General features: G+C 63.3%; 19 protein-coding genes and 1 CRISPR repeat array. Of the genes, 7 read left to right on the plus strand and 12 right to left on the minus strand.

What is annotated here, in order from left to right:
• Positions 1-231 precede the first annotated feature (231 nt).
• Together N5J71_RS17270 and N5J71_RS17275 are read right to left on the minus strand one after the other, a co-directional pair.
• On the minus strand, positions 232-1,419 hold the full coding sequence (locus N5J71_RS17270; protein ID WP_279917308.1) for an XdhC family protein: 1,188 nt from the start codon (positions 1,417-1,419) through the stop codon (positions 232-234).
• 71 nt (positions 1,420-1,490) lie between these two features.
• Positions 1,491-2,465 (minus strand): LysR family transcriptional regulator, encoded by a 975-nt coding sequence (locus N5J71_RS17275; protein ID WP_279917309.1) that lies wholly within the window; start codon positions 2,463-2,465, stop codon positions 1,491-1,493.
• Positions 2,466-2,619: 154 nt separating this feature from the next.
• Between N5J71_RS17275 and N5J71_RS17280 the strand changes: the two genes are divergently transcribed.
• The 4 genes from N5J71_RS17280 to N5J71_RS17295 all read left to right on the plus strand — a co-directional run bounded on the left by N5J71_RS17280 (position 2,620) and on the right by N5J71_RS17295 (position 7,689).
• Positions 2,620-4,035: an acetyl-CoA carboxylase biotin carboxylase subunit gene (locus N5J71_RS17280; protein ID WP_279917310.1), complete on the plus strand. Its 1,416-nt coding sequence runs from the start codon at positions 2,620-2,622 to the stop codon at positions 4,033-4,035.
• Between the two features lie 8 nt (positions 4,036-4,043).
• Positions 4,044-5,855 carry a sodium-extruding oxaloacetate decarboxylase subunit alpha gene (oadA, locus tag N5J71_RS17285; RefSeq protein WP_074855802.1) on the plus strand — a complete coding sequence of 604 codons (1,812 nt, stop codon included), beginning with the start codon at positions 4,044-4,046 and terminating at the stop codon, positions 5,853-5,855.
• A gap of 588 nt (positions 5,856-6,443) precedes the next feature.
• A complete protein-coding gene (locus tag N5J71_RS17290) occupies positions 6,444-7,385 on the plus strand; it encodes a sodium-dependent bicarbonate transport family permease (protein ID WP_003464705.1) in 942 nt (313 codons plus the stop codon).
• A 1-nt stretch (position 7,386) separates the two neighbouring features.
• Positions 7,387-7,689, plus strand: coding sequence for a P-II family nitrogen regulator (locus N5J71_RS17295; RefSeq protein ID WP_017676155.1), 303 nt, complete (start codon positions 7,387-7,389; stop codon positions 7,687-7,689).
• 175 nt (positions 7,690-7,864) lie between these two features.
• Here N5J71_RS17295 and N5J71_RS17300 read toward each other — a convergent pair whose 3' ends face one another.
• The 4 genes from N5J71_RS17300 to N5J71_RS17315 all read right to left on the minus strand — a co-directional run bounded on the left by N5J71_RS17300 (position 7,865) and on the right by N5J71_RS17315 (position 11,083).
• Positions 7,865-8,593, minus strand: a complete 729-nt coding sequence (locus tag N5J71_RS17300) for a carbonic anhydrase (RefSeq protein ID WP_003464702.1) — start codon at positions 8,591-8,593, stop codon at positions 7,865-7,867.
• 34 nt (positions 8,594-8,627) lie between these two features.
• The gene (locus tag N5J71_RS22570; protein ID WP_039965432.1) at positions 8,628-8,921 is read right to left on the minus strand and encodes a carbohydrate kinase family protein; all 294 of its coding nucleotides are present in this window, start codon (positions 8,919-8,921) and stop codon (positions 8,628-8,630) included.
• A 38-nt stretch (positions 8,922-8,959) separates the two neighbouring features.
• Positions 8,960-10,021, minus strand: a complete 1,062-nt coding sequence (locus N5J71_RS17310; protein ID WP_074855805.1) for a PA0069 family radical SAM protein — start codon at positions 10,019-10,021, stop codon at positions 8,960-8,962.
• Between the two features lie 75 nt (positions 10,022-10,096).
• Complete coding sequence (locus N5J71_RS17315) at positions 10,097-11,083, minus strand: bile acid:sodium symporter family protein (RefSeq protein WP_003464696.1); 987 nt, start codon at positions 11,081-11,083, stop codon at positions 10,097-10,099.
• Between the two features lie 81 nt (positions 11,084-11,164).
• On the opposite strand from N5J71_RS17315, the gene N5J71_RS17320 reads away from it, so the two are divergent.
• On the plus strand, positions 11,165-11,956 hold the full coding sequence (locus N5J71_RS17320) for an AraC family transcriptional regulator (RefSeq protein ID WP_279917311.1): 792 nt from the start codon (positions 11,165-11,167) through the stop codon (positions 11,954-11,956).
• Positions 11,957-12,025: 69 nt separating this feature from the next.
• Here N5J71_RS17320 and N5J71_RS17325 read toward each other — a convergent pair whose 3' ends face one another.
• Together N5J71_RS17325 and prlC are read right to left on the minus strand one after the other, a co-directional pair.
• Positions 12,026-12,319 (minus strand): YheV family putative zinc ribbon protein, encoded by a 294-nt coding sequence (locus N5J71_RS17325; protein WP_003464693.1) that lies wholly within the window; start codon positions 12,317-12,319, stop codon positions 12,026-12,028.
• A complete protein-coding gene (prlC, locus tag N5J71_RS17330) occupies positions 12,316-14,364 on the minus strand; it encodes an oligopeptidase A (RefSeq protein WP_279917312.1) in 2,049 nt (682 codons plus the stop codon). Before prlC ends, N5J71_RS17325 begins: the two co-directional genes overlap by 4 nt.
• A 120-nt stretch (positions 14,365-14,484) precedes the next feature.
• Between prlC and N5J71_RS17335 the strand changes: the two genes are divergently transcribed.
• Both N5J71_RS17335 and N5J71_RS17340 read left to right on the plus strand, forming a co-directional pair.
• A complete protein-coding gene (locus N5J71_RS17335; RefSeq protein ID WP_039965430.1) occupies positions 14,485-15,027 on the plus strand; it encodes a gamma carbonic anhydrase family protein in 543 nt (180 codons plus the stop codon).
• A complete protein-coding gene (locus N5J71_RS17340) occupies positions 15,024-15,524 on the plus strand; it encodes a GNAT family N-acetyltransferase (RefSeq protein ID WP_279917313.1) in 501 nt (166 codons plus the stop codon). Before N5J71_RS17335 ends, N5J71_RS17340 begins: the two co-directional genes overlap by 4 nt.
• Positions 15,525-15,691: 167 nt before the next feature.
• Positions 15,692-19,383: a CRISPR direct-repeat array (repeat unit 28 nt; unit sequence TTTCTGAGCTGCCTACACGGCAGTGAAC).
• 130 nt (positions 19,384-19,513) lie between these two features.
• On the opposite strand, the gene cas6f is transcribed toward N5J71_RS17340, so the two are convergent.
• The 4 genes from cas6f to csy1 are packed head-to-tail and all read right to left on the minus strand — an operon-like array spanning position 19,514 to position 23,460.
• Positions 19,514-20,077 (minus strand): type I-F CRISPR-associated endoribonuclease Cas6/Csy4, encoded by a 564-nt coding sequence (cas6f, locus tag N5J71_RS17345; protein WP_108235002.1) that lies wholly within the window; start codon positions 20,075-20,077, stop codon positions 19,514-19,516.
• A 2-nt stretch (positions 20,078-20,079) separates the two neighbouring features.
• On the minus strand, positions 20,080-21,099 hold the full coding sequence (gene csy3 / locus N5J71_RS17350; RefSeq protein ID WP_279917314.1) for a type I-F CRISPR-associated protein Csy3: 1,020 nt from the start codon (positions 21,097-21,099) through the stop codon (positions 20,080-20,082).
• Positions 21,100-21,104: 5 nt separating this feature from the next.
• Positions 21,105-22,106 (minus strand): type I-F CRISPR-associated protein Csy2, encoded by a 1,002-nt coding sequence (gene csy2 / locus N5J71_RS17355; protein WP_279917315.1) that lies wholly within the window; start codon positions 22,104-22,106, stop codon positions 21,105-21,107.
• Entirely contained in the window at positions 22,099-23,460 is a 1,362-nt protein-coding gene (gene csy1, locus N5J71_RS17360) for a type I-F CRISPR-associated protein Csy1 (RefSeq protein ID WP_116620376.1), read from the minus strand. The genes csy2 and csy1 overlap by 8 nt, the downstream gene beginning before the upstream one ends.
• Positions 23,461-24,007 lie beyond the last annotated feature (547 nt).

The raw sequence follows: 24,007 nt of genomic DNA on the forward strand, positions 1-24,007 counted from the left end.
GGGCGTTCGTGTTTATGGGGCAGCTGGGGGCGTTTGCGGCCAAAGCCCTGCCACAGAATTGCGCCAGGGGTAGATCTGAGGTCTCTCGCGGTATCGCTCTTCGTAGGAGCCGCTATAGCGGCGAGCCAGGTGATCGCGGCTGAAGCCGCTCCTACGGAGATGGCGGGCAAGTAGCCGTAGGGTGGGCTTTAGCCCACCCTACGAGTCTGTGGCCTCGATGCAATCCGGGGATCAGGATGCACTTAGCCTGGTCGCCGGCACGATCTCGCTGCAGTCCAGTGGTGTTGGCGTGTGGATCGCCGCCTGGCGATGCTTGAGCATGCCGCCTGCACGGAGGTTAATGGCGGCGGTCATCTCGGCGAGAATCGCCGTGGCCACGCTCTCCGGCGTATCGCCGCCGATGTCCAGGCCGATCGGGTAGTGCAGGCACTCCAACGCCGGCAAGTGCGGGCTGTGTTGGCGGATCTCGTCCAGTAGCCGTTCGGTGCGATCGCGTGGCCCCAGTTGGCCGATATAGGCCGGCGTGCCCTGCAGCACGCTGCCCAGCCAGTGGCGATCCTGGCTGTAGCTGTGGCTCATGATCGCCACCATGGCGCCGTCGGTGAGCGTGTGCAGGTCGTAGGGTGGGCGTGCATCGACCTGCAGCACCGTATCTGCGTCGGGAAAGCGCTCGGCGCGGGCGAAATGGGCGCGGCCATCGACCACGCTGACGTGCCAGTCCAGCAGTTTGGCCATATGCGTCAGCGGCTGTGCATCATGCCCGGCGCCGAAGATCACCAGGCGCCGCTGTGGCGCCAGGTATTCGCAGAACACCTCGATCTCGCCACGCTCATCACGGTAGCTGCGCAGCGAGGAGCGGCCATCGGTCAGGGTTCGTTGCAGATCGGCGCGAACCTCGGCGTCGAGTGCGGAATCGAGCAGGCGGCCGTTGTCGCTGAGCGATGGATGCAGGCACAGGCGATCGCCGACACGCACGCGGGCGTTGCGATAGCTGCCGATCACCGTGGCAACCGCCCCGGGTTGGCCGCTTTCGCGCACCTGGCGCAGCAACTCGAGCACGGCCAGTGGCTTTTCCGCGCTGTGGCGCTCGAGCAGCACGTGCACGGTGCCGTTGCAGCCGAGGCCGAAGGTCAGTGCGGCGTCCTGATCGTCATCGTCGTCCTGGGTGGCGGTGCTGTAACGGCGGATCACGGCTTCGCCGCCATCAGTCAGCCACCAGGCCTTCTTCGCCACTTCGGACTCCAGGCAGCCGCCACTGATGGTGCCCACGGTGCCGCCGTAGAGCGGGATCAGCATGCGCGCGCCGGGGCGGCGGTAGGCCGAGCCCTCGACCTTGACCACGGTGGCGAGCACGGCCTGGCCGTTGTCGCGTTCGAGAGCGCGAAGGGCGCCGAGCAGGGCGCTGATTCCCGACAGCATAGGTTTCTCCCAGGCAGGTTTTGGTGGAGCGATCCCAGGATGCCAATGTCCCGTATATCAGTTAAGAAGGGTTAGGCCGATCCTGCGAGATTCTTGCCCGATCCTGTGTGGCTGGGCTGGAAGCGCTCGGCCAGTTTGACGATCTGCGCGCGCTCGGTGCGGATGAAGTCGACGAAGGCCTGCGCCACCGGCGACAGGCGCCGGCCGCGGATATTCACCACGCACCAGCTGCGCTGCAAGGGCAGCTCTACCACCGGCAGCTCGCGCAGCAGGCCGTGTTGCAGTTCCAGACGCACGGCATGGCGTGGGAGCAAGGCAATACCGAGGTCGGCAAGTACCGCCTCGCGCTGCGACTCCAGCGAGCCGATCTCCAGGGTGTTGGGGAAGTGCGCACGTTTCTGGTGGCAGTACTCTTCGCAGGCGCGACGAGTGCCTGAGCCGCTTTCGCGGATCAGCAGGGGATAGGCGGTGAGGTCCTGCAGCTGCAGGCTGTCCGCCTCGCACAGGGGGTGATCCGGCGGCGCCACGGCGATGATCGGATTCTCGAGAAAAGGCATGAAGTCCAGCGCCATGTCCTGCGGTACCTGGCTCATGATCATCAGGTCGTCGCGGCTCTGGGTCAGGCGGCGCACCACCAGCGCGTGGTTGACCACCGTGAGACTCAGGCTGACTTCCGGGTATTGGCGGCGAAATTCGGCGAACAGGTGGGGTATGAAATATTTCGCGCTGGATTCCACGCACAGGTTGAGCTGCCCCTGCAGTGAGCCCTGCAGGTCGGACAGCTGCATGTCGAGGCTCTCCAGGCGGCCAAAGATATCGCTGCTGGCGCGTTTGAGTGCCTCGGCGGCTTCGGTCAGGTAGAGCTTCTTGCCGACGTACTCGAACAGCGGCTGGCCGACCAGCTCCTCCAACTGACGAATCTGCAGGCTGACGGCGGGCTGGGTCAGCGCCATTTCCTCGGCCGCGCGGCTGTAGGAGCCGTGCTCGCACACGGCACGGAATACCTGGAGCTGGCGCAAGGTCATGCGCAGCAGGGTTTTACGCACGGTTTCGTCCTCGTTCGGTCAATACATAAGTAATTACTTATGCACGATCAAATAATTATTCATTTTTGTTAATTCGTATAGCCGGATAGGGTTTCACCACGTTTGCACCCAACTGTTGCAGCGGCCCTTGCAGCTCTGCGCTGAGGATTGGATCGTGATAAGAAAAATACTGATCGCCAACCGTGGTGAGATTGCCGTCCGCATCGTGCGGGCCTGCGCCGAGATGGGCATCCGCTCGGTGGCGATCTACTCCGATGCGGACCGTCATGCCCTGCACGTCAAGCGTGCCGATGAGGCGCACAGCATTGGCGAAGATCCGCTGGCCGGCTATCTGAACCCGCGCAAGCTGGTCAATCTGGCCGTGGAAACCGGTTGCGATGCGCTGCACCCCGGCTATGGCTTTCTGTCCGAGAACGCCGAACTTGCAGAGATCTGTGCCGAACGTGGGATCAAATTCATAGGGCCGAGTGCGGAAGTCATCCGCCGTATGGGCGACAAGACCGAAGCACGGCGCAGCATGATGGCCGCTGGCGTGCCCTGCACCCCTGGCACCGAAGGCAACGTTGCCGACCTGGCCGAGGCCCTGCGCGAAGCCGAGCGCATCGGTTACCCGGTGATGCTCAAGGCCACCTCCGGTGGTGGCGGTCGCGGCATTCGCCGCTGCAACAGCCGTGAGGAGCTGGAGCAGGCCTACCCGCGGGTGATCTCCGAGGCGACCAAGGCCTTCGGCTCGGCCTCCGTCTTCCTGGAAAAATGCATCGTCAATCCGAAGCACATCGAGGCGCAGATCCTCGCCGACAGCTTCGGCAACACCGTGCACCTGTACGAACGCGATTGCTCGATCCAGCGCCGTAATCAGAAGCTGATCGAAATCGCCCCCAGCCCGCAGCTCACCCCCGAGCAGCGCGCCTATATCGGTGACCTCGCCGTGCGCGCGGCGCAGGCCGTGGGCTACGAGAATGCCGGTACCGTGGAGTTCCTGCTCGCCGAGGGCGAGGTGTACTTCATGGAGATGAACACCCGGGTACAGGTGGAACACACCATCACCGAGGAAATCACCGGCATCGACATCGTTCGCGAGCAGATCCGCATCGCCAGCGGCCTGGCCCTGTCGGTCAAGCAGGAAGACATCATCCACCGCGGTTATGCCCTGCAGTTCCGTATCAACGCCGAGGACCCGAAGAACAACTTCCTGCCCTCGTTCGGCAAGATCACCCGTTACTACGCGCCCGGCGGGCCCGGCGTGCGCACTGACACGGCGATCTACACCGGCTACACCATTCCACCCTATTACGACTCGATGTGCCTGAAGCTGATCGTCTGGGCGCTGACCTGGGAAGAGGCGATGGACCGCGGCCTGCGCGCGCTGGACGACATGCGCGTGCAGGGCGTGCGCACCACCGCGCCCTACTACCAGGAAATCCTGCGTAATCCGGAATTCCGTAGCGGCCAGTTCAATACCAGCTTCGTCGAAAGCCACCCGGAACTGACCCAATACTCGATCAAGCGCAACCCGTCGCACCTGGCCATCGCCATCGCCACCGCCATCGCTGCCCACGCGGGCCTGTAGGGGACATCATGAGCAAGAAGATCACCGTTACCGATACCGTCCTGCGCGATGCCCACCAGTCGCTGCTGGCGACCCGCATGCGCACCGAGGACATGCTGCCGATCTGCGACAAGCTCGACCGCGTCGGCTACTGGTCGCTGGAAGTCTGGGGTGGCGCCACCTTCGACGCGTGCGTGCGCTTTCTCAAGGAAGACCCCTGGGAGCGCCTGCGTCAGCTCAAGGCGGCGCTGCCCAACACCCGCCTGCAGATGCTCCTGCGCGGGCAGAACCTGCTCGGCTACCGCCACTACAGCGATGACGTGGTCAGGGCGTTCGTGGCCAAGGCCGCGGTCAACGGCATCGACGTGTTCCGCATCTTCGACGCGATGAACGACGTGCGTAACCTGCGCGTGGCCATCGAGGCGGTCAAGGCCGCCGGCAAGCACGCCCAGGGCACCATCGCCTACACCACCAGCCCGGTGCACACCACCGAGGCCTTCGTTGCCCAGGCCAAGGCCATGCAGGCGATGGGTATCGACTCCATCGCGATCAAGGACATGGCCGGTCTGCTCACGCCTTACGCCACCTTCGCGCTGGTCAAGGCGCTCAAGAGCGAAGTCGACCTGCCAGTATTCATCCACAGCCACGACACCGCCGGTCTCGGCGCCATGTGCCAGCTCAAGGCCATTGAAGCCGGCGCCGATCACATCGACACCGCCATCTCCAGCCTGGCCTGGGGCACCAGCCATCCGGGTACCGAGTCGATGGTCGCTGCGCTCAAGGGCAGCGAATTCGACACCGGCCTCGACCTTGCGCTGATCCAGGAAATCGGCATGTACTTCCACGCCGTGCGCAAGAAGTATCACCAGTTCGAGAGCGAGTTCACCGGCGTGGATACCCGCGTGCAGGTCAACCAGGTGCCGGGCGGGATGATTTCCAACCTGGCCAACCAGCTCAAGGAGCAGGGTGCGCTGAACCGCATGAACGAAGTGCTGGAAGAGATTCCGCGCGTGCGTGCCGACCTCGGCTTCCCGCCGCTGGTGACCCCGACTTCGCAGATCGTCGGCACTCAGGCGTTCTTCAACGTGCTGGCCGGCGAGCGCTACAAGACCATCACCAACGAAGTGAAGCTTTACCTGCAAGGTCGCTACGGCAAGGCGCCGGGCAAGGTCGATGAGCAACTGCGCAAGCAGGCCATCGGCAGCGAAGAAGTGATCGATGTGCGCCCGGCCGACCTGCTCAAACCCGAGCTGGCGCGCCTGCGTGAAGAGATCGGCAGCCTGGCCAAGTCCGAAGAGGACGTGCTGACCTTCGCCATGTTCCCCGATATCGGGCGCAAGTTCCTCGAAGAGCGCGCGGCCGGCACCCTCAAACCGGAAGAGCTGCTGCCCATGCCGAACGGCCAGGGCAAGGCGGCGCCAGTCGGCGGTGAAGGCGTGCCGACCGAGTTTGTGGTCGATGTGCACGGCGAAAGCTACCGCGTGGACATCACCGGTGTCGGCGTCAAGGGTGACGGCAAGCGCCACTTCTACCTGTCCATCGACGGCATGCCGGAAGAAGTGGTGTTCGAGGCACTTAATGAGTACGTCGCAGGCGCCGCTGGCAAGCGCAAGCAGGCCGCTGCACCGGGCGATGTCTCCACCACCATGCCGGGCAACATCGTCGATGTGCTGGTCAAGGAAGGTGACACGGTCAAGGCTGGTCAGGCGGTGCTGATCACCGAAGCGATGAAGATGGAAACCGAAGTGCAGGCGCCGATTGCCGGCACCGTCAAGGCCGTTCACGTGGCTAAGGGCGACCGCGTCAATCCGGGCGAAGTACTGGTGGAAATCGAAGGTTAACCTCTATGGAGCCCGGCCTGTTGGATGGGCAAGTTTGACGGGGCGTAACCCGGGCTCCTTTTTTATTCAGCGCCAGGGCGCAGGTTTGTCCCGGGGGGCCGCAAGGCTAATGCTGATCAGATAAGTTCGTCACCACCCCCTCCTACTTGCAGTAGAGGGGGGCGCTTTTCGTAGGAGCCAGCTTGCTGGCGATGCTTTTTATGGCGGATCGCCGGCAAGCCGGCTCCTACAAAGATCGAGTGCAACGGCTTAACTGACTGGCATTAGCCGCAAGGCTCCTTTTTTTGCACGGCACATCCATGTGCTTCACCCCCTTCGGTGGCCTCGTGAAAACGCTAACGGCGTCTTTGCGACTCGCCAGCGCGGGGGCCAAGCCTGGCGTGCCGGCTAAGCTTTCCGGTCATGCCCCGGCGCTTCGCCTTCGTGGCGAGGCAAAACAGGGCGATCAGCACCGCCTTGTGCCGGGGCATGGCCCTTTCCTTTGGTTGGGTAGCCGTCCGGGTAGGGTGCGCCGTGCGCACCTGTCACTGTTCACCAAGCGCCCCGGTGCGCACGGCGCACCCTGAGACGCAGGGGAGGTGAACTGAAGTGGGTCTGGATCCGGTGGTGCTGTTCTTCGTCTTCGGCCTGGTCGCCGGCCTGCTCAAGAGCGAGCTGAAGCTGCCGGCGGCGCTGTACGAGACGCTGTCGATCATCCTCCTGCTGGCCATCGGGCTGCACGGCGGGGTGGAGCTGGCGCAGCAGGCCAGCCTGCAGCTGCTCGGTCAGTCGGCTCTGGTACTGGCGCTCGGCGTGCTGCTGCCGATCCTGGCGTTCATCCTGCTGCGCGGCCTGCGCTTCGACCGCGTCAATGCCGCGGCGGTGGCGGCGCATTATGGTTCGGTCAGCGCCGGTACCTTCGCCGTGGCGGTGGCCTACATGTTGGCCAAGGGCGTCGAGTTCGAAAGCTACATGCCGCTGTTCGTGGCCATCCTGGAGATTCCGGCGATCCTGGTCGGTATCGTCCTGGCCAAGGGCATTTCGCGTGAGACCCACTGGGGCGAGCTGGGCCGCGAGATCTTCCTCGGCAAGAGCATCATGCTGCTGCTCGGCGGCCTGGTGATCGGCGCGATCGCCGGCAAGGAGGCGATCAAGCCGCTGGAGCCGCTGTACACCAGCATGTTCAAGCCGGTGCTGGCGTTCTTCCTGCTGGAGATGGGCCTGATCGCCTCCGGCCAGCTCGGTGCGCTGAAGCAGTTCGGTGTACGCCTGGCGGCCTTCGCCCTGCTGATGCCGCTGCTCGGTGCGCTGATCGGCGCCTTGCTGGCGCGCTTCATGGGCCTGAGCCTGGGCGGCACGGCGATGCTGGCCACGCTCGCGGCCTCGGCGTCCTATATCGCCGTGCCGGCGGCGATGCGCCTGGCCTTGCCCGAGGCCAACCCGTCGCTGTCGCTGACCGCCTCGCTGGGCATCACCTTCCCATTCAATATCCTGATCGGCATACCGCTGTACCTGACGCTGGCCGAACGACTGATCGCCTGGGGGTTCTGAGATGAACGCACATAGCCGCACCCTGCTCACCGTGATCTGCGAGGCGGCGCTGGAGAAGCGCCTGCTGGCCGATCTGGAAGCGCTCGGCGCACCCGGCTGGACCATTTCCGACGCGCGTGGCCGTGGACACCGCGGCGTGCGCAGCGCCGGCTGGGATACCGAAGGCAACATCCGCCTGGAAATCATCTGCAACCGCGAATTGGCCGAGCGCATCGCCGAGCATCTGCAGGTGCGTTACTACGACCACTTCGCCATGGTCTGCTACCTGGCGCAGGTGGAAGTGCTGCGCGGGGAGAAGTTCTGACTGGACCCTAGGGTGCGCTATGCGCACCAGCCCAGGTTAGCCGTGATCGGGGGAGTCTGGTGCGCGCGGCGCACCCTACGGCCTAAAGTCCTTCCCACGTCCACGGTGCGTTTTGTGGGAGGGGCTTTAGCCGCGATCGGGTGAGGCTCGGTGCGCGGCCACCCTGCAAGGGCTTTCAGCTTTGTGGAAAACGCGCGCGTGGCGTTGCCATTGGAATCTTGTCGCCATCGAGCGGCAGGAAGCTGCCCAGCTCGGCGTCGTAGGCCTTGATCTGACTGGTTTCGATGTCGTACACCCAGCCATGGATGAACAACTGCCCGCGCGCCAGCTTGGCTGCCACCGACGGGTGGGTGCACAGGTGGTTGAGCTGCGCCACCACGTTCTCTTCGGTCAGCACGGCCAGGGCTTCCTTGTCGTCGCTGCAGTTGCAGTTCTCTGCCACCACGCTGCGCGCGACCTCGGCATGACGCAGCCAGGCTTTCACCGTGGGCATGGTTTCCAGCGAGGCCGGGTTGAGCACCGCTTTCATCGCGCCGCAGTCGGAGTGGCCGCAAATGACGATGTGTTGCACGCCCAGGGCCATCACCGCGTATTCGATGGCGGTGGAGACGCCGCCCATCATCTGCCCGTAGGCCGGCACCACGTTACCGACGTTGCGGTTGACGAACAGGTCGCCGGGCGAGCTCTGGGTGATCAGCTCCGGCACCACGCGCGAGTCGGCGCAGGTGATGAACATGGCGCGTGGGTTCTGGGCGGTGGCGAGCTTCTTGAACAGCTCTTCCTGCTGCGGGAAGACCTCGTTGCGAAAGCGCTTGAAGCCATCGACGATGCTGTGCAGCGCCTGCTCGGCGGTTTCGTTGCCCTCGTGGGCCTGAAGCGGAATCACCTGATGTTTGTAAGGCATGCCCTGAACCTCTGGGTTGTCTGAAAATACGCTGCTAGAACGACTGTCGCTGCGCTGTGCGAGTCACACGCCAAGTGTCACCTCCAGCGAGCTGAGCGACAACCGGCGGTTTCGGGTAATTCGCCCAGGCGCCTGTTGCCGCGACCTGCCGCAGGTCGCGCTCGGGGTACAGCAGTTGCAGATCCTTTTCGCTGGCCTTGATCAGATGCGCGCAGCCAGCGAAGGTCCCGACGCGCTCGCGCCAGTGGGCGATATACGGCGTCGGGCCAAGGCGTACGTTGGGATCGAGGGCGGGTGTTCGCGCTGCGCCAGCTGCGGCAGCGTCCATGCCGACCATCGCCAGGGTGGCCGGTGCGCGCCGCCAAGTCAGAGCAGGCTCAATTGCGCACCCGGTGGGCAGAACTGCGAACAGTCCAGCACCACGCTGCCTCGCTGATCCAGGCCGAGCCTGCGCCGCGCCAGGCGAAAACGCTGCTCCAGCAGGTCAGCGAACAGGCCCTCGCCACGCATGCGGCTACCGAAGCGGCTGTCGTAATTCTTGCCGCCACGGCTCTGGCGAATCAGGCTCATGACGTGGGCGGCGCGATCCGGAAAGTGCACCTGTAGCCATTCCTCGAACAACCCGGCGATCTCCAGCGGCAGGCGCAGCAGCACGTAACCGGCCGAGCGAGCACCGGCATCCCGGGCGGCTTCCAGGAGTGCCTCCAGCTCCATGTCGTTGATCTGCGGAATCATCGGCGCGCAGATGGCGCTGACCGGGACACCCGCTTCGTGCAGCGTGCGCATGGCACGCAGGCGCGCTGCTGGGGCGGCAGTGCGCGGCTCCATGATGCGTTTGAGTTCGTCATCCAGGGTGGTCAGGCTGAAGGCCACGCTGACCAGGTTGTGGCTGGCCAGCTCGCTGAGCAGATCCAGGTCACGCAGGATCAGCGAACCCTTGGTGATGATGTGCAGCGGGTGCTTGTAGCGCAGCAGGATTTCCAGGGTCCGGCGGGTCAGGCGCTGTTCGCGCTCAATGGGCTGGTAGGCGTCGGTGTTGATGCCCAGGGCGATGGGCTGCGGCACGTAGCCAGGGTTTTGCAGTTGCTCTTCGAGGCGCTCGGCCAGGTTGGTCTTGGCGATCAGGCGGGTTTCGAAGTCGATGCCCGGCGACATGTCCCAGTAAGCGTGAGTTGGCCTGGCGAAGCAGTAGATGCAGCCGTGCTCGCAGCCACGGTAGGGGTTCACCGAGCGGTCGAAGCCGACGTCCGGTGAGTTGTTGCGGGTGATCGCCGTCTTCGCCTGCTCCTTGCGCACTTCGGTGGCGCGGCTTGGCGGTGTTTCGTCCTGATACCAGCCGTCGTCTTCCTGCTGCGAGCGGGTTGGCGCATAGCGGTTGTGCGGGTTGCTGGCGGTGCCACGGCCACGTGGCGGCAGGCTGACGGACATGCTCGGACTCCAAAATATACTGTATAAAAATACAGTTATTTAGCGCCCGAGCAAGTCCTTCTATCGCGGCGTCGATCAGACGGCCGCGGTCTGCGGTGCCTCCTCACGTTTGGCGTAACGTTGTGCCAGCACCGCGCAGACCATCAACTGGATCTGGTGGAACAGCATCAGCGGCAGGATCAGCACGCCGATGGCGCTGCCGGCGAACAGCACCTGGGCCATCGGCACGCCGGTGGCCAGGCTCTTTTTCGAGCCACAGAAGAGGATGGTGATGCGGTCTTCCAGGCTGAAGCCCAGCCATTTGCCCAGCAGGTGGGTCAACATCAGGGCCAGCGCCAACAACACGCAGCAGGCGGCAATCACCAGCAGCAGAGTGGCCAGCGGTACCTGCTGCCACAGGCCGCCGATCACCGCGGCGCTGAAGGCGGTGTAGACCACCAGCAGGATCGAGCTCTGGTCGACGTATTTCAGCCAGCTCTTGTTCTGGTTGACCCAGCCGCCGATCCAGCGTTGAGCGATCTGGCCGAGAACGAACGGCAGCAGCAACTGCAGGCTGATCTTGCCGATGGCATCGAGGGTCGAGCCGTTGTCGCCGTGCACGCCCATCAGGAAGGCCACCAGCAGCGGAGTGAGGAAGATACCCAGCAGGCTGGAGGCTGCTGCGCTGCAGATCGCCGCCGGGATGTTGCCGCGCGCCAGCGAGGTGAAGGCGATGGCCGATTGCACGGTGGCCGGCAGGGCGCACAGGTAGAGCATGCCCAGATACAGCTCTTTGCCCAGCAGCGGCTCCAGAGCCGGCTTGAGTGCCAGGCCGAGCAGCGGGAAGAGGATGAAGGTGCAGGCGAACACCAGCAGGTGCAGACGCCAGTGCCCGGCACCGGCAAGAATCGCCTGACGCGACAGTTTGGCGCCGTGCATGAAGAACAGCAGGGCGATGGCCAGGTTGGTGATCCATTCGAAGATCGTCGCGACCTGGCCGCTGGCGGGTAGCAGTGTGGCGGCGAGCACAACGGCGAGCAGAGTCAGGGTGAAATTGTCGGGCAGCAGGCGGCGCAGGAACATGGCGAATCTCGGACTTGCGATACAGGAGGGCGCCAGACTATCGTCGTCGAAAATTTCCGGCTAACGCTAAAGAGCCAGCAAGTGTCGCCAAACAGACATCGCGCCACCCTGCATCGCAGCCTGCCCGAGCTGCGCAGCCTGCCTCGGCCGCTGTATGGCCGCACCGAATCGCTGACCAACCGCGCCCTGACCTTTCGTCATACGCACCCCTGGGTGCAGCTGTCCTACGCCATCGCCGGGGTGCTCGAGGTGCAGACTCTTGGCGCGCGCTTCGTCGCTCCGCCACAGCGTGCGGTGTGGGTGCCGGCAGGTGTCGAGCATCAGGTCTTCAGCTCGCCACGCACCGAGATGCGCAGCCTGTACATCGACGGCAGCGCGGTGCCCTGGGGGCCGGCCGAGTGCCGGGTGCTGGCGGTCAGCCCGCTGCTGCGCGAGCTGATTCGCGGTTTCAGTGCGTTGCCGGCCGAATACGACGAGCAGGGCGCGCCTGGTAGATTGGCGGCAGTGTTGCTGGACGAACTGCGCGCTGCGCCAGAGGTGGCGTTGATGCTGCCGCTGCCGCAAGACGCGCGGCTGCGCGAGGTGTGTCAGGGGTTGGAGGATGCGACGCTGCGCCAGCTCGGCCTGGGCGAATGGGGCGAGCGCCTGGGGGTGTCGGAAAAGACCCTGAGCCGGTTGTTCCTGCGTGAAACGGGCCTGAGCTTTCGCGTGTGGCGCCAGCGCCAGCGTCTGCTCGATGCGCTCACCCTACTGGAGCAGGGTGAGCGTGTAACCGATGTGGCGCTGGCCTGCGGCTATGACTCGTTATCGGCGTTTATCGCTGCCTTTCGCCGCCAGTTCGGCGCAACGCCCGGGGAGTTTTTCCGCGGTTAAAGTCAGGTGGGTGCAACTCGCCTGCAGCATCGGCGCTCGGCACCGCTAACCCACCCGAGAATGCCCGGGCTAGGTGGGCTCGCTCGGTTTCTTCAGCTTCGGGTTGGGAAAGAACTGCACCGCCTGCACGTTGGGGGCGGCCGCCTTGGGCTTCAGGCCGCTGACGTTGACCCGCGTGGGGATCTCCTTGGGCACCGAATTACCGCGTGCGTCGAGGGTGTCGGCATAGCCGCACTTGACGCATTCTCGGTTCGGCACGCCGTCGACGTTCCACATCTTGATGCTGTCGGTCTCGCTGCACGCCGGGCACACGGCGCCGGCGATAAAGCGCTTGGGCGTGCTGTTCACAGGAGCATCGCTCATGCGGCCTCCTGGCTCAGGCCGAGGTGGCGCAGCAGGGCGTCGATGCTCGGCTCACGGCCGCGGAATTCGACGAACAGCACCATCGGTTCCTGCGAGCCGCCACGGGCGAGGATCGTTTCGCGGAAGGCGCGGCCGGTATCGGCGTTGAACACGCCTTCTTCCTCGAACTTCGAGAAGGCATCGGCGCTGAGCACTTCGGCCCACTTGTAGCTGTAGTAACCGGCCGCATAGCCACCGGCGAAGATATGCGCGAAGCCGTTGGCGAAACGGTTGTAGGCTGGCGGGCGCAGCACCGAGACCTCGGCGCGCACGCCTTCGAGCACGTCGAGCACGCTGCGGCCGTCGCCGTGGGTGGCGTGCAGTTCGAAGTCGAACAGCGAGAACTCCAGCTGGCGCACCATCATCAGCCCGGACTGGAAGTTCTTCGCCGCCAGCATCTTGTCCAGCATGGCCTGTGGCAGCGCCTCGCCGGTTTCATAGTGGCCGGAGATCAGCGCCAGGCCGTCCGGCTCCCAGCACCAGTTCTCCATGAACTGGCTGGGCAGCTCGACCGCGTCCCAGGCCACGCCGTTGATGCCCGAGGCGCCGGCGTGCTCGACGCGGGTCAGCAGGTGATGCAGGCCATGGCCGAATTCGTGGAACAGGGTGGTGACCTCATCGTGGGACAGCAGCGCCGGCTTGCCGCCGACTGGCGGGGTGAAGTTGCACACCAGGTTGGCCACCGGGGCGATCAGCTTGCCCTGGGCGTCGCGGCGCTTGTCGCGGGCGCCGTCCATCCAGGCACCGCCGCGCTTGTTGGCGCGGGCGTAGAGATCGAAGAAGAAGCGCCCGACGTGCTGGCCGTTCTCCTGAATCTCGAACAGGCGTACGTCCGGGTGCCAGGTGTCGAAGTCTTGCAGCTCGCGAATCTCGATGCCGTAGAGCTTCTGCACGATGGCGAACAGGCCGGTCAGCACCTTGTCGATGGGGAACCAGGCGCGTACTTCTTCCTGGGAGATGCTGTAGCGCTGCTGGCGCAGTTTCTCGCTGTAGTAGCCGACGTCCCAGCTTTGCAGATCATCCAGACCTTGCTCGGCGGCGAAAGCCTTGAGCTCGGCGAGATCCTGCTCGGCGAAAGGTTTGCTGCGTACGGCCAGGTCGCGTAGGAAGCTCAGCACCTGGTCGGTGGATTCGGCCATCTTGCTGGCCAGGCTCAGCTCGCTGTAGTTGGCGAAGCCGAGCAAGCGCGCCAGTTCCTGGCGCAGGTCGAGGATTTCGGCCATCAGCGGGCCGTTGTCGTTCTGCCCGGCGTTCGGCCCTTGGTCGGAGGCTCGGGTGCAATAGGCGGCGTAGACCTCTTCACGCAGGGCGCGGTCGTCGGCGTAGGTCATCACCGCGTAGTAGCTGGGGAATTCCAGGGTGATCAGCCAGCCGTCCAGCCCCTTGGCTTCGGCGGCCTGCTTCATCTGCGCCTTGGCCGAGTCGGTCAGGCCGTTCAGGCGTGCTTCGTCGGTGATGTGCTTGGTCCAGGCCTGGGTGGCGTCGAGCAACTGGTTGGAGAATTTGCTGGTCAGCTCGGACAGGCGCATCTGGATTTCGCCATAGCGCTTCTGCTGCTCGACCGGCAGATCGATGCCGCTGAGGCGGAAGTCACGCAGCGCGTGTTCGAGAATGGTCTTCTGCGCCACGTCGAAATTGGCTGCAGCCGGACTCTTGGCCAGCGCGTCATAGGCCTCGAACAGCGGCTTTTTCTGGCCCATTTCCGTCCAGTATTCCGACAGCTTGGGCAGGCAGGCCTCATAGGCCGCGCGCAGTTCGGTGCTGTTGCACACCGCGTTGAGGTGGCTCACCGGGCTCCAGGCACGGCCCAGGCGCGCGCCGAGTTCGTCCAGCGCCAGCACCAGGCCGTCCCAGCTCGGATTGGCCTGCTGCGCCTCGAGCAGCTTGGCGATGGCGGCGCGGCTGTCGGCCAGGATCTGGTCAACGGCGGGCTCGACGTGCTCCGGTTTGATCTGCGAGTAGGGCGGCAGGTCGAAGTCTTGCAGCAGGGGGTTGTTCGCGGTCACGACGAGGCACCTGTGGCGAAGGAAGAAGGGCAACAGCCGGCAAATACCGGGGCGATTTCAGTCGATATGGGGGCCATCTTAATTACAATCAAGCTTTCCCGCAGCCCAGGAGCCTCTATCGTGGCGATTCGCAAATACCAGCAGCACCTCCCACAACTGGGCGCGCGCGTCTTCGTCGACGCCTCCGCCGTGGTCATCGGCGACGTGGTGCTGGGTGAGGACAGCTCGGTATGGCCGCTGACCGTGATTCGCGGCGACATGCACCGCATCCGCATTGGCGCGCGTACCAGCGTGCAGGACGGCAGCGTGCTGCACATCACCCACGCCGGGCCGTTCAACCCCGATGGTTACCCGCTGATCATCGGTGACGAAGTGACCGTCGGGCACAAGGTCACCTTACACGGCTGCACCCTGGGCAACCGGATTCTGGTCGGCATGGGCAGCATCGTCATGGACGGCGCGGTGGTCGAGGACGAGGTGATCATCGGCGCAGGCTCGCTGGTGCCGCCGGGCAAACGCCTGGAAAGTGGCTATCTCTACGTCGGCAGCCCAGTGAAACAGGCGCGCCCGCTGACCGACAAGGAACGCAACTTCTTCAGCTACACGGCCGGCAACTACGTGAAACTCAAGGATCTGCACCTGGCCGAAGGCTACGACCAGTGAGCGATGAACTGATCATCCGGCCCATCGAGGCAGCCGATTTCGACCAGGTCTGGCCGATCATCCGTGACGTGGTGCAGGCGCAGGAAACCTACGCCTTCGACCCGAACATGGATCGTGAGACGGCCTGGAAAACCTGGGTCGAACTGCCGCGCGCCACCTTCGTTGCCGAGCAGGACGGGCAGATTCTCGGCACCTACTACATCAAGGCCAATGCCGCTGGGCCGGGTGACCACGTGTGCAACTGCGGCTATATGACCGCCCCGGCCGCCCGTGGCCGCGGCATCGCCAGCCGGCTCTGCGCCCATTCGCTGCAGGTGGCGCGTGAATTGGGCTTCAGCGCCATGCAGTTCAACAGCGTGGTGGCCACCAACGAGGTCGCGGTCGCGCTGTGGCAGAAACACGGCTTCGCGATAGTCGGCACCTTGCCCAAGGCCTACCGCCACGCCCGGTATGGCCTGGTGGATTGCCATGTGATGTTTCGTAGTTTGGGCACCTGAAAGTCCGTGCGGCAGCGAGTCGTATCTGCGATTCCGCTTAGACCGGCGGCTTGGTTCCGGACACGGATTTTTGCGTAGGGCGGGCTCAGGAGCGAAGCGAAGTGCGCGCAAATTGCTGCCTACACGGCAGTGAACGAGCGCAAGCGGATGCAACGCGTTCTGCAGCATTTCTGAGCTGCCTACACGGCAGTGAACCTACACCGGCGGCGGCTTCGCCATCATCTGCGTTTCTGAGCTGCCTACACGGCAGTGAACGAGGCTATGGCCGGAGCCGCACAGCAGTTCGTTTTCTGAGCTGCCTACACGGCAGTGAACCAGTGCGGCGCCACCAATGGCGAAGCCTTCAATTTCTGAGCTGCCTACACGGCAGTGAACAAGTGGGGGAAGTTTGCGCCAAATCATTACGATTTCTGAGCTGCCTACACGGCAGTGAACCATCGCCAGGGGGGCAAACTTCGCCGGTGCTATTTCTGAGCTGCCTACACGGCAGTGAACAACCCGGACAAAGTCCTGGTCTTCATCGACCATTTCTGAGCTGCCTACACGGCAGTGAACGCTGCCACCAGCACCGCCGCCGACCAACCCATTTTCTGAGCTGCCTACACGGCAGTGAACTCCTCGTTTCGCCTCGCCGTTGTGGTTAGCATTTTCTGAGCTGCCTACACGGCAGTGAACCCGAAACCTGCTGCAGTTCGCGTTCTGGACGGTTTCTGAGCTGCCTACACGGCAGTGAACCATCCGAGGCTATCCACTGCTCGGCATCGCCTTTTCTGAGCTGCCTACACGGCAGTGAACTGCCGACGGATTGCCGCGCACTGGCTGCTGCTTTTCTGAGCTGCCTACACGGCAGTGAACAACTGCAAAACCTGCAACGCCCAGATCGCCAATTTCTGAGCTGCCTACACGGCAGTGAACACCATCGGCGCCATCCTCGCCACCATCGCCCATTTCTGAGCTGCCTACACGGCAGTGAACCTGAGCTGCCCGAGCCAGACTTCGCCTTAGACTTTCTGAGCTGCCTACACGGCAGTGAACAGTATTACAGACGATCAGTTGGCGGAGCTGGATTTCTGAGCTGCCTACACGGCAGTGAACGACGCGACTGGAATCCCTAGTCGCCGCCTTATTTTCTGAGCTGCCTACACGGCAGTGAACCGAGGCAGGTACTGCAACTACGCGCAGGGCGTTTTCTGAGCTGCCTACACGGCAGTGAACACCACGCTCTACGCCTGCGGCCGCGTGTGGCATTTCTGAGCTGCCTACACGGCAGTGAACTTCTGGACTGACCCGAACCCGCTGCCGGAGCTTTTCTGAGCTGCCTACACGGCAGTGAACCCCGAGATCTACCGCGACGAGCGCACTGGCGATTTCTGAGCTGCCTACACGGCAGTGAACGCCAATATCAACCTGCCCGGCGTCAACGCAGTATTTCTGAGCTGCCTACACGGCAGTGAACGGCGAGAAATCAGCTCGCGCGCCTCGGGCGCTTTTCTGAGCTGCCTACACGGCAGTGAACACACCACCCAGGCCGTGGCCAGTGAGGCGCTTTTTCTGAGCTGCCTACACGGCAGTGAACTTAGCATTACTGCCGCGCTCAATAATAGCCCCTTTCTGAGCTGCCTACACGGCAGTGAACCTGCTGCTCAACCTGCAAGACCCACTCGAACTTTTCTGAGCTGCCTACACGGCAGTGAACCATGTATAGTCGCGGTAGTTGTATCCCGATCTTTTCTGAGCTGCCTACACGGCAGTGAACGGGATGTTCGGGCATTGTTCGTCCTGCCAAGTTTTCTGAGCTGCCTACACGGCAGTGAACTACGGGATCGACTACGGTTATCAGCACACGCTTTTCTGAGCTGCCTACACGGCAGTGAACAGCATGCGCACGATGATGCCGACCACAGCCATTTTCTGAGCTGCCTACACGGCAGTGAACGCTGGAACTGGCAGCCCGGCCGCGTGTGGCTTTTTCTGAGCTGCCTACACGGCAGTGAACCACCGCCTGCCGCTCGATGCACGCTAGCACCTTTTCTGAGCTGCCTACACGGCAGTGAACGACCTTACCATCAACGCCCCTTCGTTCAGCCTTTTCTGAGCTGCCTACACGGCAGTGAACGTCGAGGCGCGATCAGCTCAGCGCTCATATCGTTTTCTGAGCTGCCTACACGGCAGTGAACGCCCGCCGCGGCGGCGAGCTCTTTCATGGCCGTTTCTGAGCTGCCTACACGGCAGTGAACTTCCACCAGGCGGTCATAGATGCCAGCGCCCATTTCTGAGCTGCCTACACGGCAGTGAACTACACATCCTCGCTCCTGCCTTACTCCACTGTTTTCTGAGCTGCCTACACGGCAGTGAACTTCGCCGCGCTATCGACTATCTGCGCCCTGCTTTTCTGAGCTGCCTACACGGCAGTGAACCATAGAGGCCGCTACCGTGGCCTGGCACCCGCTTTCTGAGCTGCCTACACGGCAGTGAACAAGGGCGTCTTGATCAACATGGCTTTTCAGATTTTCTGAGCTGCCTACACGGCAGTGAACGGCTGGGTTGTTTCGGCAGTATTGGCGCTGATTTTCTGAGCTGCCTACACGGCAGTGAACACCAACAAGCAAGGCGCCACTGTATGTTTTCATTTCTGAGCTGCCTACACGGCAGTGAACTTTTCACCAACAGTCAACCCTGATAACCGAGAGTTTCTGAGCTGCCTACACGGCAGTGAACGTGGGCGGCAAGCGCGCCGTCCCGATGGTCAATTTCTGAGCTGCCTACACGGCAGTGAACTTGGGGCGGCCAGCAAATTGGCCAGCAGTCGATTTCTGAGCTGCCTACACGGCAGTGAACAAAAGATCGTTCTTGCTCATGATTGCCTCCAGTTTTCTGAGCTGCCTACACGGCAGTGAACATGGGCCGGTAGAGACCGCGCCGATTCGCATATTTCTGAGCTGCCTACACGGCAGTGAACGCAGCCGCGCTGATACATGCGGGCGATATCCATTTCTGAGCTGCCTACACGGCAGTGAACTGACCACCCGCGCACACGGACGTGCATCTACTTTTCTGAGCTGCCTACACGGCAGTGAACTTACCGAGCACTCAATGCGTGCCGGCGAGTCTTTTCTGAGCTGCCTACACGGCAGTGAACAGACCGAGACAATCCGCAATATGGCGGCGCAGTTTCTGAGCTGCCTACACGGCAGTGAACCATCGGCAGCGTGATGCCCGCCTGGTGCGCCATTTCTGAGCTGCCTACACGGCAGTGAACCCCGCGCGCGGCGCTGCCCTGGCGTGCGAAACTTTCTGAGCTGCCTACACGGCAGTGAACACCAGCGAGGCCAGCCGCCGCGCTGCGGGGCATTTCTGAGCTGCCTACACGGCAGTGAACTGGTTTAGCCCGGACTGCAAGCACTTCTCCAATTTCTGAGCTGCCTACACGGCAGTGAACCGCTGCTGCTGCCGGCGCTGGTATTCGGGGGTTTTCTGAGCTGCCTACACGGCAGTGAACCCAGGCGCCGTCAGCGTCACCCAGGCGCGGCATTTCTGAGCTGCCTACACGGCAGTGAACGCTCGATCATGGGTTCCTCCGAAACGGATGCTTTTCTGAGCTGCCTACACGGCAGTGAACCCGATCTGACGGCTGAGCGCCTGCCGCTCCGTTTTCTGAGCTGCCTACACGGCAGTGAACCACTCCTGCTGCGGCCCGCCCTGGTAGTAGCGTTTCTGAGCTGCCTACACGGCAGTGAACGCGCTCGATTTCGCTGAGCGCCCAGTCGGCGTTTTCTGAGCTGCCTACACGGCAGTGAACCAGACGTTGCCGACCAAATCCTGTATCCCAGCTTTCTGAGCTGCCTACACGGCAGTGAACTAGAGCCTAATAACCCTAACGGCTTGATTGTTAAAGAACCTGCCCGATTTTTCCGGTGCTACCCCTTTTTTCGGAGCCGCTTGCAAGTGCTTGATTTTGCAAGGGCTCCGTTTTGGGCTGGGAAAAAGGGTCAGAACCAGGGCACGCTGGCCTGGGCGCTAAGGCCGTAGGCGCCGAAGGTGCCGGGGGTGGGTTTGTCGAGCAGTGGGCCGTGGCGGATAAACAGGCGGAAGCTGTGACCGCTGCCGTTGCTGCGCAAGGTGGCATAAGGCAGGTCGCAGCGTTTGCCGGCGCTGTCGGGGATGCGCTGGCGCGCCTCTGCTTCGCTGATGCCGTGGCGCTTGATCAGGCGGCGGCGGGCGCGCTCCGGGTTGCTGTCCACCTGTACGCGGCTGACGCAGCGCCAGCGCACCTTCGCCGGGATGGGCGCCAGTTCACCCAGGTTCAAGTGGTCGCGCATGCCGCTGAGCCAGTTCAGCGCCATCAGCCGATCCAGCGCTTCGGCACTGCCATGCAGGCGCAGGCGGGTGCCGAGGCCGTGGCCCGCCGTTTCCACATCCGGGAAGCTGATGCCCACATCGCTACGACGCAGGTCATGCAGGCCTCGGTGCAACTTGGCGAGCAGGGCGCTCATCAACTGCGTGGCCGGAAATTCTGGGTCGGGCAGCAGTTTCAGGTCGAGGTAATGGTTCATGGCTAGCCCGCCTCGCCAAACACGCCACCGCGAATCAGGGTGGCCATGACGAAATGCTGGTCACCGATGTTGGGCACTTTGTCCTTGAGCAGCCAGTTGTCCAGCAGGTTGTAGAAGTCCGCCTTGGCCTTGGGTTGGCGATAGGCGCGGCCTTCGGTGGTGACCGAGCCGTAGGGTTCGACGGCGATGGGGCCGAGTTCGCCAGCGTCCGGATACCAGGTGTCGATGGTGCGCAGGGCATTGCCGAGTTTCTGCGAGTGCATCCCGGCGACGCCGTCGACGCTGTACAGGGTCTTGCTCTTGTCGCCCTTGCCCCGGTCGAGGATCAGCTCCTGGGAGGGGAATACCTCCTGGCCAGCACCCATGCGTACATGAGCCGTGATGCCCAGCAGCAGGTGACGCTCGCCGCTCAGGCCGGCAGCGATCAGCTTGGCCAGTTCGTCCAGCGCTGTGGCCGCCGGGCCGCTGGCGTCGAAGTTGCGCAGGGAAAGGCTCAGCGCATCGAAGCTCCACTGCTTGGCCGCTTTGCCATCGACCAGGTGGGCAATCTGTACCTCTACCTGTTCAGCACCGATACGGTTGCGCCACAAGAAGCGACCATTGGCCAGGTTGTGTGCGTAGCGGCGTGCCAGTTCAGCGAAGCCGTGGCTGGCGACGTAGCTCTGCACGGTATCCAGCAGCTTCTGTCGGTAGGCGGCATCGTTGCAGGCTGAGGGCGTGCCGGCACCACCGAGTACGCGCAGGGTGAAGCTGACGCGCAGCGTATCGGCGTCATGCGGCAGGGCCGCGACGTCGGCGGTCTGCAGGTTGGGGTTCTCGATGGCGGCGTCGAGCTTGGCTGGGTCTTGGTCTTTGGCCTTGAGGCGATTGGAGATGGTGCCGCGCACGGATTTTTCCCGCACGGCGAGCGGTTGCCAGGTGTCGCGCGTCTGCCAGTCACCGGCATGAAACAGCGCATCGGAAGGGTCGAGCTTGCGCTCGAAGGCCAGGACGGAAGCAGTTTTCAGAGGGGTGGTGGTCATGATGGTCACTCCATGTCATCAGTGCAGAGGGTTTGGCTGTAGAGGTTGTGGCAGCGGTACAGGCCGGCCTGGGGATCGGCGCTGGCGTACCAGAGCAGGTCATCGACATCGCGCAGCCGGTGCGGGCTGAGCCATTGGCCGATGGAGTAGAGGCTTTCAACGAAACGCAGCGGGGTTTGTCCGTCCCGCGCGTTGGCCACGCTGCCGGCGGCTTGCATTGGGCCGAGGGCGCCATAGCCGACCGGGATCGGCACCAGCCAGCCGTTGGGCATTACGCGCTGGGCGCGCCACTCGACTTTGGCAGGCTGGCTTTCGCTGGCCGGGCGGGCTTCCTGGGCGCGCAGGTTCAGGCGTGAAAGGTCGAGCCAGCCATCGAGCAGATCGGCGCTGGCGTTCTCGCCACGCAGTTGCTGCAGGTGGTTTTGCAGCAGGTCGTCGCGACTGACCAGGGCGAAGCCCGGCAGCCAGCGGCGACGCAGGCGGCGGAACTGCTTGCTGCGCTCCTCGCCTTGTGCCAATGGCTCCAGTACCGGCTGGTGCTGCGGATCGAGGAACACGCTACCGCCGGCGATACGCATGCTGCCCAGCAGATTTGCGATTTCAGCGGCGATCGTGCGGCGCTTTTGCCAGTCGCCCTGCACCGGGTCTGGCTGGCCGTCTTCGCTATAGCCGCTGACGCCGATGATCAGCGTGATATCCAGGTGGATGCGCCCCTCTTCGACGATGGCGGCGGTTTCACCGCGCTCGTTGACCGGGTTGCGGGTCAGGCGGAAGGCGCGTTGATAGCCCCCGGTGACCTGGGTGTCATGGCTATGGCAGACCACCCCGACGCTGTCGAACATCAGAGCGAAGCGACCCTCGAGCTTGCGTTCGACGGCCTGCATCAGGCCGATAAAGGCGCTGATGGCGGGGAAGCCCCAGGTCAGCGGGCTGGAAATGGCGTTGGCGTTCTGCACCCGCAGGTGGGGGACGATCAGCAGGCCGTTGGAGGTGGGCAGCTCACTCATGTTCGGCCTCCAGGTCGCGTTGCTCGCGCTCGAATTGTTCGACCCAGGCCCGGTTCAGCCAGTCGAGGTCGAGCCACAGGGCATTGCTGCCGGCCTGTTTGGCCCAGTAGCTGTTTTCCACATCACCGACCGAAAGCTTGCTGACCAGCCGCGCATTGAGCCAGTTGGCGAAGCGCTCGCGAATTTCCGTGAGCCACTCCATGCGTCGCCATTCGCTGGCGAAGATGGCGTCGTGCTCGGCGCGGCGGAAATCCAGCCACAGCTGCTCGGCGCGGTTGAGGTTGCACTCGGGCTTGGCCGACCAGCCGGGCTCGAAGGCCCAAAGCTCGACGGCGTACAACAGCAATTCGTCGATCAGCTCGGTGAGCAGTTCATCGCGGCTGTTGCGGGTGTGCACGTTCGCTGGTGGGCCGCTGAGCAGAAAGTCGCGCAGGGTGCGCACCAGTTCGGCCACTGCCGGGCGCTGGCCGAAAGCGGGGAAAATCGAACCGTCACGGGTACGGATCGGCAGGCGCACATCGCGCGGCTGCCAGCTTGGCGGCAGGGAGGCGAGCAGGTAGTTGTCGCCACGCCGTTCGCTGTTGAGCTGGGAGATGTTCTGCGGTTTGGTGCCGCCGAGCTTCTGCACGGCCAGGTCGGGGTATTCGTGGATCACGCCAGGGTGAAACTGCTTGTCGCGTCGTGCCTGGCGCGCTTCCTTGGCCGGCTCGCCGAAGCGGTCGGCCTGGATCTCCTGATACACCCGATGCGCCAGCGAGCTGGCATACAGCGGGGCGAGCAGATGGTAGTGCTCATCGTTGCGCGGATCATCGCCGACCAGCCAGTACAGCTGCTTGCCGTAGGTGTGGGAGGCCAGGCCGTCGCGCGCGCGGGTGATGCCGGTAAAGGCTGCGGCCAGACTCCGGGCCTGCTCGTCATCTGTATGCAGCGCGGCAATGGCATCGGCATCTGCGGCCAGCAGCAGGTCGAGCAGTGTCTGGCCGTCGTGCTCCAGCTTGAGCAGCTTGTAGACATCCAGCGCGGCGGCATTGCCCACCACATCGCCGGCAAAGTCGTCGCCCAGGCAATGGCTGCCGACCAGCGCATGTTGCGGCAAGCTGTTCGGCAAACAATATAGGTTGGTGCCCTTGGCGTCCGGGTGAATGGCTTTGAGCGTATGCGTCACCGCCTGGATCTGCCCGGCGCGGCGAGCGGCATCTTCCAGCCATACGTCCGGGGCGTATTGGGCAAGCAGGGTGGCGCGCTTGGGGTCGTCTGCGCTCAGGCTTTCGAGCTTGGTGGCCAGACGCTCGGCGATAAAGCGCTCGATCAGGCTGCGGATGGCCTGCTGTCGGCTGGAGGAGGGGGCATTCATAGCAACAAATCCTTGTGCTGAGAGAAGCAGCTAGAGGTAAGATGCACCCCGAAGCATCGCTACCTCGGGTGTAAATGGGCATTCGTGCCCTCAGCTATCCCTCCTAACAGAGTGGCAGCCCATCACCTTCGTACCCTCCTTTTTGCATCGTTCCTGCAGATGGATGCTCGGCTCGCAACCAAGCGTTGCTTCATCAGTAACCAGGGTGAGATCTGGTTACTGAATTTTTTGAACCTATGAACTATTAGTCTTCGTCTAATGTTTTTGTGTCTTTCGATTAGACTAGCTCAGAGAATCGATACGGTGCAACTGGCAAATTCCTTGGGGGATCACTTACCCTTCTCTAGCTACTAGCTGTGAGAACAGTAGGTGCAGTCTTCTGCCGCAAAGGCAGCTTAGAAATATGAGCTATTGGCCTTGGCCTAGAAACTTCACTGCCGAATAGGCAGCTTAGATCCACCGGCCTCCGGGCCGGCTTCCCTTTCCTGTTAGTACTGTCCTTCCTGCTTTTCTACTTCGCCAGCAGGCTGGAATGGCAAAACGGAAG

This window comes from Ectopseudomonas oleovorans, from assembly GCF_029845265.1.
GTDB classification, from domain to species: Bacteria; Pseudomonadota; Gammaproteobacteria; order Pseudomonadales; family Pseudomonadaceae; genus Aquipseudomonas; species Aquipseudomonas oleovorans.

Excerpts from the sequence above, each read along its gene's own strand:
- N5J71_RS17300 (WP_003464702.1), bottom strand. The coding sequence starts at position 8,593 with ATGCCTTACAAACATCAGGTGATTCCGCTTCAGGCCCACGAGGGCAAC.
- N5J71_RS17310 (WP_074855805.1), bottom strand. The coding sequence starts at position 10,021 with ATGTCCGTCAGCCTGCCGCCACGTGGCCGTGGCACCGCCAGCAACCCG.
- oadA (WP_074855802.1), top strand. The coding sequence starts at position 4,044 with ATGAGCAAGAAGATCACCGTTACCGATACCGTCCTGCGCGATGCCCAC.
- N5J71_RS22570 (WP_039965432.1), bottom strand. The coding sequence starts at position 8,921 with ATGGACGCTGCCGCAGCTGGCGCAGCGCGAACACCCGCCCTCGATCCC.
- N5J71_RS17270 (WP_279917308.1), bottom strand. The coding sequence starts at position 1,419 with ATGCTGTCGGGAATCAGCGCCCTGCTCGGCGCCCTTCGCGCTCTCGAA.
- N5J71_RS17315 (WP_003464696.1), bottom strand. The coding sequence starts at position 11,083 with ATGTTCCTGCGCCGCCTGCTGCCCGACAATTTCACCCTGACTCTGCTC.
- csy2 (WP_279917315.1), bottom strand. The coding sequence starts at position 22,106 with ATGAGTGAGCTGCCCACCTCCAACGGCCTGCTGATCGTCCCCCACCTG.
- N5J71_RS17295 (WP_017676155.1), top strand. The coding sequence starts at position 7,387 with ATGAACGCACATAGCCGCACCCTGCTCACCGTGATCTGCGAGGCGGCG.
- N5J71_RS17325 (WP_003464693.1), bottom strand. The coding sequence starts at position 12,319 with ATGAGCGATGCTCCTGTGAACAGCACGCCCAAGCGCTTTATCGCCGGC.
- csy3 (WP_279917314.1), bottom strand. The coding sequence starts at position 21,099 with ATGACCACCACCCCTCTGAAAACTGCTTCCGTCCTGGCCTTCGAGCGC.
- csy1 (WP_116620376.1), bottom strand. The coding sequence starts at position 23,460 with ATGAATGCCCCCTCCTCCAGCCGACAGCAGGCCATCCGCAGCCTGATC.
- cas6f (WP_108235002.1), bottom strand. The coding sequence starts at position 20,077 with ATGAACCATTACCTCGACCTGAAACTGCTGCCCGACCCAGAATTTCCG.